Source organism: Escherichia sp. MOD1-EC6300, from assembly GCF_002965045.1.
Classification (GTDB): Bacteria; Pseudomonadota; Gammaproteobacteria; order Enterobacterales; family Enterobacteriaceae; genus Escherichia; species Escherichia coli_F.
Genome location: NZ_PTRH01000022.1, coordinates 13,816 through 28,580, shown reverse-complemented (window position 1 = coordinate 28,580; position 14,765 = coordinate 13,816). Strand labels below are relative to the sequence as shown.

12 protein-coding genes are annotated in these 14,765 nt (G+C 53.6%); 5 read left to right on the top strand and 7 right to left on the bottom strand.

Annotation, left to right across the window (positions count from 1 at the left end; translation table 11 throughout):
- The first annotated feature begins 70 nt into the window (after window positions 1-70).
- Window positions 71-922, top strand: a complete 852-nt coding sequence (locus tag BGE37_RS22520; protein WP_105277511.1) for an AraC family transcriptional regulator — start codon at window positions 71-73, stop codon at window positions 920-922.
- Here BGE37_RS22520 and BGE37_RS22515 read toward each other — a convergent pair.
- Genes BGE37_RS22515 through BGE37_RS22495 form a run of 5 tightly spaced genes read right to left on the bottom strand, consistent with a single transcriptional unit; the run spans window position 909 to window position 5,858 of the window.
- The gene (locus BGE37_RS22515) at window positions 909-1,250 is read right to left on the bottom strand and encodes a PTS fructose-like transporter subunit IIB (RefSeq protein WP_000323849.1); all 342 of its coding nucleotides are present in this window, start codon (window positions 1,248-1,250) and stop codon (window positions 909-911) included. The two genes, BGE37_RS22520 and BGE37_RS22515, sit on opposite strands and share 14 nt — an antisense overlap.
- Before the next feature lies 1 nt (window position 1,251).
- Entirely contained in the window at window positions 1,252-2,130 is an 879-nt protein-coding gene (locus BGE37_RS22510) for a [formate-C-acetyltransferase]-activating enzyme (RefSeq protein ID WP_105277512.1), read from the bottom strand.
- Window positions 2,096-4,393, bottom strand: a complete 2,298-nt coding sequence (locus BGE37_RS22505; protein ID WP_105288464.1) for a formate C-acetyltransferase — start codon at window positions 4,391-4,393, stop codon at window positions 2,096-2,098. The genes BGE37_RS22510 and BGE37_RS22505 overlap by 35 nt, the downstream gene beginning before the upstream one ends.
- 50 nt (window positions 4,394-4,443) lie before the next feature.
- Window positions 4,444-4,764 carry a PTS fructose-like transporter subunit IIB gene (locus BGE37_RS22500; protein WP_000161265.1) on the bottom strand — a complete coding sequence of 107 codons (321 nt, stop codon included), beginning with the start codon at window positions 4,762-4,764 and terminating at the stop codon, window positions 4,444-4,446.
- Between the two features lie 14 nt (window positions 4,765-4,778).
- Window positions 4,779-5,858, bottom strand: coding sequence for a PTS fructose transporter subunit EIIC (locus BGE37_RS22495; RefSeq protein WP_105288463.1), 1,080 nt, complete (start codon window positions 5,856-5,858; stop codon window positions 4,779-4,781).
- A 308-nt stretch (window positions 5,859-6,166) separates the two neighbouring features.
- Between BGE37_RS22495 and ptsP the strand changes: the two genes are divergently transcribed.
- The 4 genes from ptsP (at window position 6,167) to BGE37_RS22475 (ending at window position 11,347) form a co-directional block, all read left to right on the top strand.
- Window positions 6,167-8,668: a phosphoenolpyruvate--protein phosphotransferase gene (gene ptsP / locus BGE37_RS22490; RefSeq protein ID WP_105288462.1), complete on the top strand. Its 2,502-nt coding sequence runs from the start codon at window positions 6,167-6,169 to the stop codon at window positions 8,666-8,668.
- 11 nt (window positions 8,669-8,679) lie between these two features.
- On the top strand, window positions 8,680-9,342 hold the full coding sequence (gene fsa / locus BGE37_RS22485) for a fructose-6-phosphate aldolase (RefSeq protein ID WP_000424845.1): 663 nt from the start codon (window positions 8,680-8,682) through the stop codon (window positions 9,340-9,342).
- Window positions 9,343-9,352: 10 nt separating this feature from the next.
- Window positions 9,353-10,456 (top strand): bifunctional L-1,2-propanediol dehydrogenase/glycerol dehydrogenase, encoded by a 1,104-nt coding sequence (gene gldA, locus BGE37_RS22480; RefSeq protein ID WP_105288461.1) that lies wholly within the window; start codon window positions 9,353-9,355, stop codon window positions 10,454-10,456.
- Between the two features lie 273 nt (window positions 10,457-10,729).
- Window positions 10,730-11,347, top strand: coding sequence for a DUF1287 domain-containing protein (locus BGE37_RS22475; protein ID WP_105288460.1), 618 nt, complete (start codon window positions 10,730-10,732; stop codon window positions 11,345-11,347).
- Between the two features lie 24 nt (window positions 11,348-11,371).
- On the opposite strand, the gene yijE is transcribed toward BGE37_RS22475, so the two are convergent.
- On the bottom strand, window positions 11,372-12,277 hold the full coding sequence (gene yijE / locus BGE37_RS22470) for a cystine transporter YijE (protein ID WP_105288459.1): 906 nt from the start codon (window positions 12,275-12,277) through the stop codon (window positions 11,372-11,374).
- A 93-nt stretch (window positions 12,278-12,370) separates the two neighbouring features.
- Window positions 12,371-14,551 carry a catalase/peroxidase HPI gene (gene katG / locus BGE37_RS22465; protein ID WP_105288458.1) on the bottom strand — a complete coding sequence of 727 codons (2,181 nt, stop codon included), beginning with the start codon at window positions 14,549-14,551 and terminating at the stop codon, window positions 12,371-12,373.
- Window positions 14,552-14,765 lie beyond the last annotated feature (214 nt).

Here is a 14,765-nt window from a genome sequence, read left to right as displayed (position 1 = left end):
ACACTTTTCAGGTGGCCTTTTTTCATAATGCCAGTTACTGTTTTCCCGTCTACATACCTAAGGGAATAACATGTATCACGACGTCAGCTATCTGCTCTCCCGCCTGATAAACGGCCCGCTGTCGCTGCGCCAGATTTACTTTGCCAGCAGCAACGGTCCGGCGCCCGATCTTGCGTATCAGGTCGATTTTCCACGGCTGGAAATAGTGCTGGAAGGTGAATTTGTTGATACCGGCGCTGGCGCAACGTTAGTTCCCGGCGATGTGCTGTACGTTCCCGCTGGTGGCTGGAATTTTCCACAATGGCAAGCCCCCGCCACTACCTTTAGCGTGCTGTTTGGCAAACAGCAACTCGGCTTCAGCGTCGTGCAATGGGATGGCAAACAATATCAAAATCTGGCGAAGCAACACGTCGCCCGACGCGGCCCGCGCATTGGTTCTTTTCTGCTACAAACGCTCAATGAAATGCAAATGCAGTCGCAGGAGCAGCAAACGGCCAGACTTATCGTCGCTAGCCTGCTTAGCCACTGCCGCGATTTGCTTGGCAGCCAAATCCAGACCGCCTCACGCAGCCAGGCACTATTCGAAGCTATTCGCGATTATATCGACGAACGCTATGCCTCCGCGCTTACCCGCGAATCTGTCGCACAGGCGTTCTATATTTCGCCAAATTACCTCTCGCACCTGTTTCAAAAAACGGGGGCTATTGGATTTAACGAATACCTGAATCACACGCGACTGGAACACGCTAAGACGTTATTGAAAGGCTATGACCTGAAGGTAAAAGAAGTGGCGCACGCCTGCGGCTTTGTTGACAGCAACTACTTCTGCCGTCTGTTTCGTAAAAACACCGAACGCTCGCCGTCGGAATATCGTCGGCAATACCATAGCCAACTGACAGAAAAATCGACTACTCCAGAATAAGATGGGTTTGCTGCGGCGCAGAAAGCACTTTACGCACCGCGCTCATCACCCGCTGCGGCTCACGCAGGAACGCGTAGATGCTGCATTGCACGTAGCGGCAATGTTCAAATCGCTCAGCACCGGCAAGTTCAATATCCGTAATCAACAGCGCAACATCCGCCCGGCGGATATCCTCGTCCGCTAAACGATTCTCCGTTCCCAAAGCACCCTGAGTTTCAATGCTGACGCCCCACTTCTCTAACTGGCACAACTTTTCCAGCCGTTCCGCCGCCATATAAGTATGCGCCACGCCACTGACGCAGGCGGTTACTGCCACCAGGTATGCCATTTTAACCTCCCACGGTAACCTGAAATCCGGCCCGTTCTGCCATTTCGCGCATCGTTGTCACATCGGCTGACGACGGCGCAGGCACCTCTTTCATCGACCATGTTTTCCCCAGCAGGCGGTATTTCGGTTCGCCGTACTGGTGAAACGGTAACAGATGGATCTGCCTGATATTCAGCGGGATCAGTACGTCCAGCGCCTGCTGCATATTCTCCCGACTGAGCGTGAAACCTGGGATCAGTGGCAAGCGCGGTATCACATTAACACCTTCGCTCACCAGCAAACGTAGGTTCTCCAGCACGCGCGGCAGGTTCATCTTCACCACATCCCGCGCCTGAGTTGCATCCATTATTTTTAAATCGAACAACACTTCATCGCACAATTTCGCCAGCGGTAACAGCTTGCTGGCTGGAGCGTCTCCGGCAGTTTCGATGGCGCATGACACGCCCCACAGACGAAGTCGCTGTAAAAAACGGGTAGCAAACTCCGCCTGCATTAACACTTCGCCGCCAGAAAGCGTGACGCCACCGCCGGACGCGCGAAAGAAAATGTCATCTTTCATCACTTCCCGCTCCAGCGCGTCAAGGCTGATATCGCGACCAATCCGTTCAAATGCGCCGGAGGGGCATTCATCCGCATCACGCAAACATTTTGCGCAGTGCAGGCATTTCGCCTCTCTGCGCACCGTCTGGATTTTGCCGGAGATCGACTCCGGATTAGCACACCACGGGCAAAGATGCGGGCAGCCTTTAAAAAAGACCACCGTACGAATGCCCTCGCCGTCATTCAGTGAATAACGCTGAATGTTGAAAATGCGCGCCACATCATCGCGGCGCGTTTCCACAACGTTACAGCTGATGCGCTGTCCGGCGGATGATGTCATCCTGGATCTCCTTCGACAGTTCGACAAAGAAGGCGCTGTATCCGGCAACGCGCACCACCAGCCCGGCATAATCTTGTGGGCGCTGTTGAGCTTCCCGCAACGTGTCAGCGTTCACCACGTTAAACTGAATATGCTGCAACTTAAGCTGGGTAAATGCCCGTAAGAAGTCGGCCAGTTTGCGTAATCCCGCTTCACCTTCCAGGGTCGCCGGAGTGAATTTCACGTTCAGCAATGTACCGTTAGAAAGCAGCGTGTTATCGAGCTTGCTGACTGATTTCAGTACCGCCGTTGGTCCTTGTGCATCCTGGCCCAGCATGGGAGACAAACCACCGTCTGCCAGTTGTTCCCCGGCAAAACGGCCGTCTGGCGTCGCACCAACCACCGATCCCAACGGGACGTGAGCAGAAACGGTATACGATCCCGGCGTGAAGTAGCCACCGCGCGGGTTCTGGTATTTTTCCACTTCTTTGCAGTAATGACGCAGGAGTTCGGCGCTAATGTTATCCACCTCGTCGATATCGTTACCGTATTTCTCAAAGCGGTTAATTAAGCGAGCGCGGACTTTTTCGCCTTCTGGCGTTGCGAAGTTGGCTTTTAATACCGACAGCAATTCGTCAAAACTTAAACGCTGTTGCTCAAAAACCATCCCTTTCAACGCATGGAGAGAATCGCTCAGGTTGGCGATACCGATCCCCTGTACGCCGGAGAAGTTATAACGCGCGCCGCCATCGGTAATATCGCGGCCTTTTTCCAGACAATCGCTGATAAACGACGAGAGCAGCGGTACAGGAGCCCAGTCACGGTGACCGATATCACAAATATTGCTGCCTTCAACCATCAGGGTGATGTAGTGGCTGATCTTGGCGCGGATCTGTTCCAGCAAACCTTCATAACTCAGCGTGGCATTACCTTCATTTTCATGCAGGCAGATTTCCATCACTTTCAGCAGGTTAAACATCGCGATGTCATGCAGACCATAGGTTCTGCCAGGAATAGATAACTCCACGCAACCCACTACGGAATAATCGCGCGCATCTTCCAGCGAAACTCCACGATTGAGGAACGCTGGCACCACCACTTCATCGTTGAAGATTTGCGGAATACCCGTGCCGAGGCGAATGGTTTCTGCGGTTTTCATCAGGAACGGCGTGTCGATCAAGGCGTTAGTGCGCACACCCAGGTTCGGTTGTGGTAATTGCACGCTTTGATAGGCATCGAGGCAAAGGAACGAAAGCACGTTCACCGCGCTACGTCCGTTTTCGGTTAACCCACCGAGCAGGGCGGTATAGCCGGTCGGGAAACCTGCAAAATAGCGCGCGCTGCTGGTGGAGCGTAACAGCACGATGTCGTTGCATTTCACCCATAAAGATTCGAGCAGTTCTTTCAGGAACGCCGGATCTTCGCCCTGGGTTAATGATGCCTGATAGAACGGCAACATATACTGGTCGAAGCGCCCTAAAGACAGCGAGCTGGCGTTGGATTCGTATTGCAGAATGATGTTCATGTACCAGAACAACTGGCACGCTTGCCAGAACGTCTGCGGCTTATGTTCGGCGTTATGGCGGGAGATCTCCGCGATAGTCAGCAGTTCTTCGCGACGCTGGGCATCAGTGCAGTTTGCCGCCATCGTTTCCGCCAGTTCGGCGTAACGCAAAATGTGTTTCTGCGAGGCTTCGAGCAATAACAGCGCAGCCTGATAAAAGTGATTCTCCGGCTGTTGCTGGCAATGTTGCTGCATCTGCGCCACCAGCTCACCCAGCCCGTGATTCAGCAGGCGCGGGTAATCAATAATGATGTGCCCCTGGCCTTTATCTGTCTGGTTGATACTGAAAATCTGCGTGCTGGTCGCGACTTTTACTTCATCCGTCATCTGCCCGTTGATGAAATCTTTCATCGAACGTTTTTCCCAGTATGGGAACAGTTCTTCGCGGTAGATACGTTTATCTTCTTCACTAATGGCGAAGCGGTCCTGCGGTCGCGTCGGAAATTGATCCAGCTCTTTCAGCAGCCAGTAAGGGGCCATTTCCGGCGACATAATCCCGGCGCGCGGTTTTACGGTACGGTTACCAGCAATCAGTTCTTCATCACGAATCGAAATTTCAACATGTTCAAGGATATACGCTGTTGCTTTCGCCCGGCGCAATATCACTGGTTCGCCTTCGGTTTGCCGATGGCTGGCGGTATAAAGCAGCGCCCGCTCCAGCGAGATTTCACGGGTATTAGCAAACAGTGCAGTTTTAAGGCGAGAGATACGATTCGTCATGAGGAACTCCTGTGGGGAAGCGAACCCGCCCTTGCGAGCGGGATAAGGACTTAAGCGGTTTGTGCCAGGTGAGCTTCAATTTTGCTCATAATGGCGTCAGCGCGTTTTACCGCGTCGCTGATGTTGACGCGCACAATGGTCTTGCCAGCAAAACGCTCTTCAAACTTGATGCCGATATCTTTGGTCAGAATCACCATATCGGCGCTCGCCACGTCTTCCGCAGTCAGTTCATTTTCCAGACCAATCGAGCCCTGAGTTTCTACTTTCACTTCCCAACCTTTCGCTTTCGCAGCGCTTTCAAGCGCCTCTGCCGCCATATAAGTATGGGCAACACCAGATGGACATGCGGTTACTGCAATAATTTTCGTCATGGCTCGTTCCTCAATTAATTAATTTCAAAATCCAGATCCAGGTCGTCTTCCTTCTCATCAGTCGAAGGCCCATTTTTACGCGCCAGACTTTTCAGCACGTTCACACAAACTGCTGTCACTACTGCCCCGACAGCCACTGCTGCGATATAACCCAGCTTGCCTTCAACCACAGGCAGCACAATCAGACCACCCCAGCCTGCATAGCATTGCGCACCGACCAGCGCCGCAGTCACTGCACCACAAACTGAACCGACCATGATGGAAGGAATGACACGCAGCGGATCGGCAGCGGCGAAAGGAATCGCCCCTTCAGTAACCCCAACACACCCCATCACCAACGCCGCTTTGCCGGTTTCGCGCTCTTCTGCGGAGAAATTTTTACGACCAATCAGCGTCGCCAGCCCCATCCCCAGCGGCGGGATACAAATACCCACGGCAGCAATGGCCACCACGGTATATACACCCTGAGCAACGCAAATCAGCATGAAGGCATAGGCCACTTTGTTAACCGGACCACCCATATCGAACGCCAGCATCAGACCCATGATCACCGCCAGCATGACAATGCTGCCCTGCTGCATCCCCTGTAGCCACTGAGTCAGGCTGTTGGTCAACGCACCCACCGGCTCGCCCAGTCCCCACATCATGACACCAGCGGTAATCAGTGTGCCGACGATCGGAATGATGAAGATTGGCATCACCGAGCGCAGAACTTTATGCACCGGAATTTTCTTCAGATAATGCACCACGATGCCGCCGATAATCCCTGCGATCAGCGCACCAAAGAAGCCCGCGCCAAAGCTGTTACCAACCCAGGCACCGATGGCGCACGGAGCCAGCGCAGAACGTTCTGCAATGGAATAACCGATGTACGCTGCGAGGAAAGGCACCATCAGCGTCAACCCCGCAACGCCGATATCAAACAGTTTTTTCAGATTCGGATCGGCTACGGCATCCGGCACTGCACCTTTGCCATACAACATGACGGAAACCGCCAGCAAAATACCGCCCGATACCACGAAGGGAATCATGTGTGAAACGCCCGTCATTAAATGCTGACGGGTATTTTTCAGGATCTGCACCAACTCATTCATAAGCTGCTCCCGGGCTTGTGAAAGCCCATGTCCATATTTTTGATGAAGGAAACAATAGGCAATCGCAGGCAGAGCAAACAGTGGATAAAAAGGCCATTTACTGGACTTTTGTAATATCAGTACAAAAATGCGATCCGCCTCATAACTTGCGATAACCCGGAAGCCTGCCGCAAAACGGCGTCTTGTGAGACGTGTCGCAAATTGACGGTTACATTACATTTGTCCAGCTTTTGGCAGTTTTGTCACATGGCAGGCCGTTGCCGTGCGCTCTTATCCTGTAAACAGAAAACCGTACCGGGAGAGAGGCAATGGCCCTGATTGTGGAATTTATTTGTGAGCTACCTAACGGCGTACATGCCCGTCCGGCAAGCCACGTTGAAACGCTGTGTAATACTTTTTCATCACAAATTGAGTGGCATAACCTGCGCACTGACCGCAAGGGCAACGCCAAAAGCGCCCTTGCGCTGATTGGCACCGATACGCTGGTGGGCGATAGCTGCCAGTTACTGATTTCCGGGGCCGATGAACAGGAAGCGCATCAGCGTTTAAGCCAATGGCTGCGCGATGAATTTCCCCACTGCGACGCGCCGCTGGCGGAAATAAAATCTGACGAACTGGAGCCGCTGCCGGTATCATTAACCAACCTGAATCCGCGTATTATCCGCGCCCGCACCGTATGCAGTGGTAGCGCAGGCGGCATTCTGACGCCAATCTCTTCTTTAGATCTCAACGCGCTGGGTAACCTCCCCGCAACCAACGGCGTTGACGCCGAGCAATCCGCGCTGGAAAACGGCCTGACGCTGGTACTGAAAAATATTGAGTTTCGTCTGCTGGATAGCGACGGTGCTACCAGCGCGATTCTGGAAGCTCACCGCTCCCTGGCTGGCGATACTTCCCTGCGCGAACATTTACTGGCAGGCGTCAGCGCCGGATTAAGCTGCGCCGAAGCAATTGTCGCCAGTGCGAATCACTTTTGCGAAGAGTTCGCCCGTTCCAGCAGCAGCTACCTGCAAGAACGCGCGCTGGATGTGCGCGATGTCTGCTTCCAGTTACTCCAGCAAATCTACGGCGAGAAACGCTTTCCGGCACCGGGCAAGCTGACGCAGCCCGCCATTTGTATGGCGGATGAACTGACCCCTAGCCAGTTCCTCGAACTGGATAAAAATCACCTCAAAGGATTGTTGCTCAAAAGTGGCGGCACTACCTCACACACGGTGATCCTTGCCCGTTCGTTCAACATTCCGACGCTGGTTGGTGTGGATATTGATGCCCTTACTCCGTGGCAGCATCAAACGATTTATATCGACGGCAACGCTGGGGCGATTGTGGTTGATCCTGGAGAAGCCGTAGCCCGTTATTATCAGCAAGAAGCCCGCGTACAGAACGCCCTTCGTGAGCAACAGCGTGTCTGGCTGACCCAACAAGCCCGTACCGCTGACGGTATCCGCATTGAAATTGCCGCTAACATCGCTCACTCCGTCGAAGCGCAGGCCGCATTCGGCAATGGTGCGGAAGGCGTTGGTTTGTTCCGCACTGAAATGCTCTATATGGATCGCACCAGTGCACCGGGCGAAAGCGAGCTGTACAACATTTTTTGTCAGGCGCTGGAGTCCGCCAACGGACGCAGCATTATTGTGCGCACTATGGATATTGGCGGTGACAAACCCGTTGATTATCTGAATATTCCCGCAGAGGCAAACCCGTTCCTCGGTTATCGCGCCGTACGTATTTATGAAGAGTACGCCTCGTTGTTTACCACGCAGCTACGATCGATCCTGCGCGCCTCCGCTCATGGCAGCCTGAAAATCATGATCCCGATGATCTCTTCAATGGAAGAGATCTTATGGGTGAAAGAAAAACTGGCGGAAGCTAAACAGCAGCTGCGTAACGAACACATTCCGTTTGATGAGAAGATCCAGCTCGGTATCATGCTTGAGGTGCCGTCAGTAATGTTCATCATCGATCAATGCTGTGAAGAGATTGATTTCTTTAGTATTGGTAGTAATGATCTGACGCAATATCTGCTGGCAGTGGATCGCGATAACGCTAAGGTAACTCGTCACTACAACAGCCTGAATCCGGCATTCTTACGAGCGCTTGATTACGCCGTGCAGGCAGTGCATCGCCAGGGCAAATGGATTGGTCTGTGCGGTGAACTGGGGGCGAAAGGTTCCGTGCTGCCGTTGCTGGTCGGTTTAGGGCTGGATGAGTTGAGCATGAGTGCACCGTCAATTCCGGCGGCGAAAGCGCGGATGGCGCAACTTGATAGCCGCGAATGCCGCCAGTTACTCAACCAGGCAATGGCCTGCCGTACTTCGCTGGAAGTGGAACACCTGCTGGCACAATTCCGCATGACGCAACAGGACGCACCGTTGGTCACCGCCGAGTGCATCACGCTGGAAAGCGACTGGCGCAGCAAAGAAGAAGTGCTCAAAGGCATGACCGATAACCTGCTGCTGGCGGGCCGCTGCCGCTATCCGCGTAAACTGGAAGCCGACTTGTGGGCGCGCGAGGCCGTTTTCTCTACCGGTCTGGGCTTTAGTTTTGCCATTCCACACAGCAAATCAGAACACATTGAGCAGTCCACCATCAGCGTGGCGCGTCTGCAAGCGCCAGTGCGCTGGGGCGATGATGAAGCACAATTCATCATTATGTTAACCCTTAACAAACACGCTGCCGGCGATCAGCATATGCGCATTTTCTCGCGCCTCGCTCGCCGCATCATGCACGAAGAATTCCGTAACGCGCTGGTTAACGCCGCCTCTGCCGACGCTATCGCCAGCCTGCTGCAACATGAACTGGAACTGTAAAAGGAAACATCATGGAACTGTATCTGGACACCGCTAACGTCGCAGAAGTCGAACGTCTGGCACGCATATTCCCGATTGCCGGGGTAACAACTAACCCGAGCATTATCGCGGCCAGCAAGGAGTCCATCTGGGAAGTACTGCCGCGTTTGCAAAAAGCGATTGGTGATGAGGGTATTTTGTTTGCTCAGACCATGAGTCGTGACGCGCAGGGGATGGTGGAAGAAGCGAAGCGCCTGCGCGACGCCATTCCGGGCATCGTGGTGAAAATCCCGGTGACTTCCGAAGGTCTGGCCGCCATTAAGATGCTGAAAAAAGAGGGTATTACTACACTTGGCACCGCTGTATATAGCGCCGCACAAGGGTTATTAGCCGCGCTGGCAGGGGCAAAATATGTTGCTCCGTATGTTAACCGCGTCGACGCCCAGGGCGGTGACGGCATTCGTACGGTTCAGGAGCTGCAAGCGCTGTTGGAAATGCACGCGCCAGAAAGCATGGTGCTGGCTGCCAGCTTTAAAACACCGCGTCAGGCGCTGGATTGTTTGCTGGCAGGATGTGAGTCCATCACCCTACCCTTAGATGTAGCGCAACAAATGCTCAACACTCCTGCGGTAGAGTCGGCTATAGAGAAGTTTGAGCACGACTGGAATGCCGCATTTGGCACTACTCATCTCTAAAGGAGCAATTATGGACCGCATTATTCAATCACCGGGTAAATACATCCAGGGCGCAGATGTCATTAATCGTCTGGGCGAGTACCTGAAGCCGCTGGCAGAACGCTGGTTAGTGGTGGGTGACAAATTTGTTTTAGGTTTTGCTCAATCCACTGTCGAGAAAAGCTTTAAAGATGCTGGACTGGTAGTAGAAATTGCGCCGTTTGGCGGTGAATGTTCGCAAAATGAGATCGACCGTCTGCGTGGCATCGCGGAGACTGCGCAGTGTGGCGCAATTCTCGGTATCGGTGGCGGAAAAACCCTCGATACTGCCAAAGCACTGGCACATTTCATGGGTGTTCCGGTAGCGATCGCACCGACTATTGCCTCTACCGACGCGCCGTGCAGCGCGCTGTCTGTTATCTACACCGATGATGGTGAGTTTGACCGCTATTTGCTGTTGCCAAATAACCCGAATATGGTCATTGTCGACACCAAAATCGTCGCGGGCGCACCTGCACGTCTGTTAGCGGCGGGTATCGGCGATGCGCTGGCGACCTGGTTTGAAGCGCGTGCTTGCTCTCGTAGCGGTGCGACCACAATGGCGGGCGGTGAGTGTACTCAGGCAGCGCTGGCGCTGGCTGAACTGTGCTACAACACGCTGCTGGAAGAAGGCGAAAAAGCGATGCTTGCCGCCGAACAGCATGTAGTAACTCCAGCACTGGAACGCGTGATTGAAGCGAACACCTATTTGAGCGGCGTTGGCTTTGAAAGCGGTGGGCTGGCGGCGGCGCACGCGGTGCATAACGGCCTGACTGCAATCCCTGATGCCCATCACTATTATCACGGTGAAAAAGTGGCATTCGGTACGCTGACCCAGCTGGTTCTGGAAAATGCGCCGGTGGAAGAAATCGAAACCGTAGCTGCACTTAGCCATGCGGTAGGTTTGCCAATAACGCTCGCTCAACTGGATATTAAAGAAGATGTCCCGGCGAAAATGCGAATTGTGGCAGAAGCGGCATGTGCAGAAGGTGAAACCATCCACAACATGCCTGGCGGCGCGACGCCAGATCAGGTTTACGCCGCACTGCTGGTAGCTGACCAATACGGGCAGCGTTTCCTGCAAGAGTGGGAATAACCTATGCCAAACTCCCGGCTTGTCCGGGAGTTTGAACGCAAAACTGCCTGATGCGCTACGCTTATCAGGCCTACGCAATCTCTGCAATATATTGAATTTTCGTGCTTTTGTAGGCCAGATAAGGCGTTCACGCCGCATCCGGCACTCTGTGCCAGTAATCTGAAACTCCCACGTTGTTCGGGAGTTTTTTATCCGCTTCTGGACATTTTCTCCACAGAACAATCGTTAGCCCTGAAGGTCGAATCTGTGAATATTTTTTCACGGACGAAACAGATGAAAGCTTCACTGGCGTTGTTCAGTCTTCTGACGGTATTTACCAGTTACTCCTTAAAATCTCCCGCTGTTCCACCAACCGTGGTACAAATCCAGGCCAACACCAATCTTGCCATCGCAGACGGTGCCAGACAGCAAATTGGCAGCACGCTATTTTACGATCCGGCGTATGTGCAGCTTACTTATCCTGGCGGTGATGTCCCACAAGAACGCGGTGTATGTTCCGATGTGGTGATCCGTGCTCTGCGCAGCCAGAAGGTCGATTTGCAGAAACTGGTTCACGAAGATATGGCGAAGAATTTTGCCGATTATCCGCAAAAGTGGCAGTTAAAGCGCCCGGACAGCAACATCGATCACCGTCGGGTGCCTAATCTGGAAACCTGGTTTACCCGCCACGATAAAACGCGCCCCACCAGCAAAAACGCCAGTGACTACCAAGCGGGCGATATTGTCTCCTGGCGATTAGATAATGGGCTGGCACATATTGGGGTGGTTTCAGATGGCTTCGCCCGCGACGGTACGCCGCTGGTGATACATAACATTGGCGCAGGCGCGCAGGAAGAAGACGTGCTGTTTAGTTGGCAGATGGTGGGGCACTATCGGTATTTTGCTAAATGAGCGCTCGCCCCACCTGTAAAAAATTCAGATCCTTTTTACGCTGACGGCTTCTTTTTTCTTACGGCTCACCAGCGCCAGTGCCAGCACAATCAGCACAATACCGCTGCCTTCAACCGCGCCGGGATTTTCACCGAGCAGCCACCAGGAAAAGAGTACGCCGCAAACAGGAACTGCTAACGTGCTTAGGCTGGCGATACTGGCGGGTAAGTTTTTCAATACAAACAGCCATAAACTCCAGGCCAGCGCTGTCGCCAGAATCGCACTGTAGGCCAGCGCCCAGAACACGGTGGGCTGCCAGTCAATTTCACGTTGCGGCACCAGCCAAGCGACTACGCTCATCACCAGCGCCGCATACAGCATCTGCCAGGATGTTAGCGACAATAAATCCACGCGCGGATGGCGGGCATACAGACGTTTAGCAACAATCGCGCTCGCCCCCCAACTCACACCGGAGAGGATTGCCAGCATGGCACTTTTCATCGAAGATAAATCGAGTTGCCACGGCTGCAACACCAAAAATAAGCCGAAAGCGGCAATGAGAATCGCGAAATATTGCCCGCGTCGCAGGCGTTCACCGAGAAACAACGCGGCGAAAATCACCACCCAGAATGGCATGGTATAGCTCAGGATTGCCACCTTCCCTGCTCCGCCGCTCACCAGCGCCCACTGCGCCAGGCCAACCATCCCGCAGGTTTGTAACAGGGCAATGGCTAAGGTGTATTTAAAGGGCGTCGGGCGCATGCCGCGACCGCGTAATAAAAGGACGATGAATAAAACGAGAGCGCCGAAAATGCAGCGTAAAGCGGTAAAGTCGAAGGCACCGATGTAGCTGGTGACTTGCTTCATGAAAATCCAGCTATAACTCCAGATAAGTGTGAGCACAACCAGGCCACTGATTGCCAGTGGGTTGCTCTTTCCTGCGGCAGACATGAGAGATCCAGTGTGTAGTTTTCCTGTGGACACTATACGCCGGTAAAGAAACTTCAGCGACTGCCTGAAAGACAGTCGCTGAAGAAGGTCAGATTACAGCAGGTCGAAACGGTCGAGGTTCATCACTTTCACCCATGCCGCCACGAAGTCTTTAACAAATTTCTCGTGGGCATCGCTGCTGGCGTAAACTTCCGCCACCGCACGCAGGACTGAGTTAGAACCAAAGACCAGATCCGCACGGCTGGCCGTGTATTTCACTTCGCCGGTTTCACGGTCACGGCCTTCGAACAGCTCTTTCGATTCGTCGGTCGCTTTCCACTCGTAACGCATATCCAGCAAGTTCACGAAGAAGTCATTGCTCAATACACCAACGCGGTCAGTGAAGACGCCATTTTTGCTGCCATCGAAGTTGGCACCCAGTACGCGCATCCCGCCCACCAGCGCGGTCATTTCCGGCGCGGTCAGAGTCAGTTGCTGTGCTTTATCAATCAGCAGTGACTCAGTGGTGGAAACATCCAGACGAGCGCGGTAGTTACGGAAACCGTCAGCAATCGGCTCCAACAGCTCAAACATTTCAATGTCAGTTTGATCCTGACGCGCATCAACGCGGCCCGGCGTAAACGGTACATGAATGCTCAAACCTGCGGCGCTTGCGGCTTTCTCAACGCCAACCACACCTGCCAGCACGATGATATCCGCCAGCGAAGCTTTGCCAGACTCTTTCTGAATTTTCTCCAGAACTGGCAGAGCACGAACGGCTGCGGCGTTCACATCCCAGTCGCGCTGCGGCATTAATGCCAGACGCGCACCGTTGGCACCACCACGTTTGTCGCCACCACGGAAGGTTGAAGCAGACGCCCAGGCCACCGACACCAGCTCACTAACAGACAGACCAGAATCCGCAATCGCGAATTTCAGATCGATAATGTCCTGCTCGGTCGGGTTATAGATCGCCTGCGGCAGCGGATCTTGCCAGATCAGATCTTCTTTCGGTACTTCCGGCCCGATGTAGCGAGATTTCGGCCCCATATCCCTGTGCGTCAGTTTGAACCAGGCACGGGCAAAAGCTTCGTTGAACGCCTGCGGATCGTTGAGGAAGCGACGAGAGATCTTCTCGAACTCAGGATCAAAACGCAGCGTCAGGTCGGTGACCAGCATTGTCGGTTTACGTTTCTTCGACGGATCGAACGGATCCGGGATAATTTCCGGTGCGTCTACCGCTTCGAACTGGATTGCGCCAGCCGGGCTGCGAGTCTGTACCCACTCATATTTGAACAGGTTCTCGAAGAAATAGTTGCTCCACTGGGTCGGTGTCTGGGTCCAGACCACTTCCAGACCAGAGGTGATGGCATCTGCGCCAACGCCGCTGCCGTAAGTGCTCGCCCAGCCTAAACCTTGTTCTTCAATCGGTGCAGCTTCTGGATCAGGACCTACGTTAGAAGTCGGACCGGCACCGTGGGTTTTACCCAGCGTATGACCACCCGCAATCAGCGCCACGGTTTCTTCGTCGTTCATACCCATGTTGCCGAAGGTCGCGCGGATAGCCGCAGCCGCAGAGAGCGGTTCACCGCTGTGATCCGGGCCTTCTGGGTTAACGTAAATCAGGCCCATCTCGGTTGCGCCCAGCGGTGCTTTCGCCAGCGCTTCCGGATGACGGTGAGTCAGCCAGGCTTTTTCATCACCCCAGTTAACGTCCAGATCCGGTTCCCAGACGTCTTCACGACCGGCACCAAAACCGAAGGTACGGAAGCCGGAGTTTTCCAGCGCCACGTTACCCGCGAGGATAAACAGGTCTGCCCAAGAGATTTTCTGACCATATTTCTGTTTGATTGGCCACAGCAGGCGACGCGCTTTATCGAGGCTTACGTTATCCGGCCAGGAGTTCAGCGGTGCAAAACGTTGCTGACCACGACCCGCGCCGCCGCGTCCGTCGATGGAACGGTAAGTACCCGCGCCGTGCCAGGCCATACGAATAAACAGACCGGCGTAGCTGCCCCAGTCGGCAGGCCACCACGGCTGAGATTCTGTCAGCAGGGCTTTCAGATCTTTTTTCAGGCCGTAGTAATCTAATTTGCTGAATTCTTTGCGGTAGTCAAAGTCCTCACCCAGCGGGTTAGAACGATTAGAATGTTGGTTTAACAGGTCAACACGGAGTTGATTTGGCCACCAGTCGCGCGTGGTTGTGCCCCCACCCGCGCTCTGGTCGTGACCGCCCTGATGGAACGGGCATTTGCCAGTGGCTGTCGTGTTATGGATATCGTCTGACGTGCTCATCAATGTGCTCCCCTCTACAGTGTTACCGTTACGATACACAGCGTTAGAGAGAAGTTATAATTGAATTAATCCACGGATGCGATAGTTGAGATCTTACATATTGTTGGTTAAAGAGATGTAGATCAAATTGATCGTAATTAAGACTTTTTGATTATGTCCGATTTCGGACAAATGCTTTATAAAAAAGGTTTTAGCTTCGTATTCTTCAAGAAAT

Coding starts and splice junctions, on each gene's coding strand:
- gldA (WP_105288461.1), top strand. CDS start 9,353: ATGGACCGCATTATTCAATCACCGGGTAAATACATCCAGGGCGCAGAT.
- BGE37_RS22500 (WP_000161265.1), bottom strand. CDS start 4,764: ATGACGAAAATTATTGCAGTAACCGCATGTCCATCTGGTGTTGCCCAT.
- BGE37_RS22505 (WP_105288464.1), bottom strand. CDS start 4,393: ATGACGAATCGTATCTCTCGCCTTAAAACTGCACTGTTTGCTAATACC.
- BGE37_RS22495 (WP_105288463.1), bottom strand. CDS start 5,858: ATGAATGAGTTGGTGCAGATCCTGAAAAATACCCGTCAGCATTTAATG.
- BGE37_RS22520 (WP_105277511.1), top strand. CDS start 71: ATGTATCACGACGTCAGCTATCTGCTCTCCCGCCTGATAAACGGCCCG.
- BGE37_RS22475 (WP_105288460.1), top strand. CDS start 10,730: ATGAAAGCTTCACTGGCGTTGTTCAGTCTTCTGACGGTATTTACCAGT.
- BGE37_RS22510 (WP_105277512.1), bottom strand. CDS start 2,130: ATGACATCATCCGCCGGACAGCGCATCAGCTGTAACGTTGTGGAAACG.
- fsa (WP_000424845.1), top strand. CDS start 8,680: ATGGAACTGTATCTGGACACCGCTAACGTCGCAGAAGTCGAACGTCTG.
- yijE (WP_105288459.1), bottom strand. CDS start 12,277: ATGTCTGCCGCAGGAAAGAGCAACCCACTGGCAATCAGTGGCCTGGTT.
- BGE37_RS22515 (WP_000323849.1), bottom strand. CDS start 1,250: ATGGCATACCTGGTGGCAGTAACCGCCTGCGTCAGTGGCGTGGCGCAT.
- katG (WP_105288458.1), bottom strand. CDS start 14,551: ATGAGCACGTCAGACGATATCCATAACACGACAGCCACTGGCAAATGC.
- ptsP (WP_105288462.1), top strand. CDS start 6,167: ATGGCCCTGATTGTGGAATTTATTTGTGAGCTACCTAACGGCGTACAT.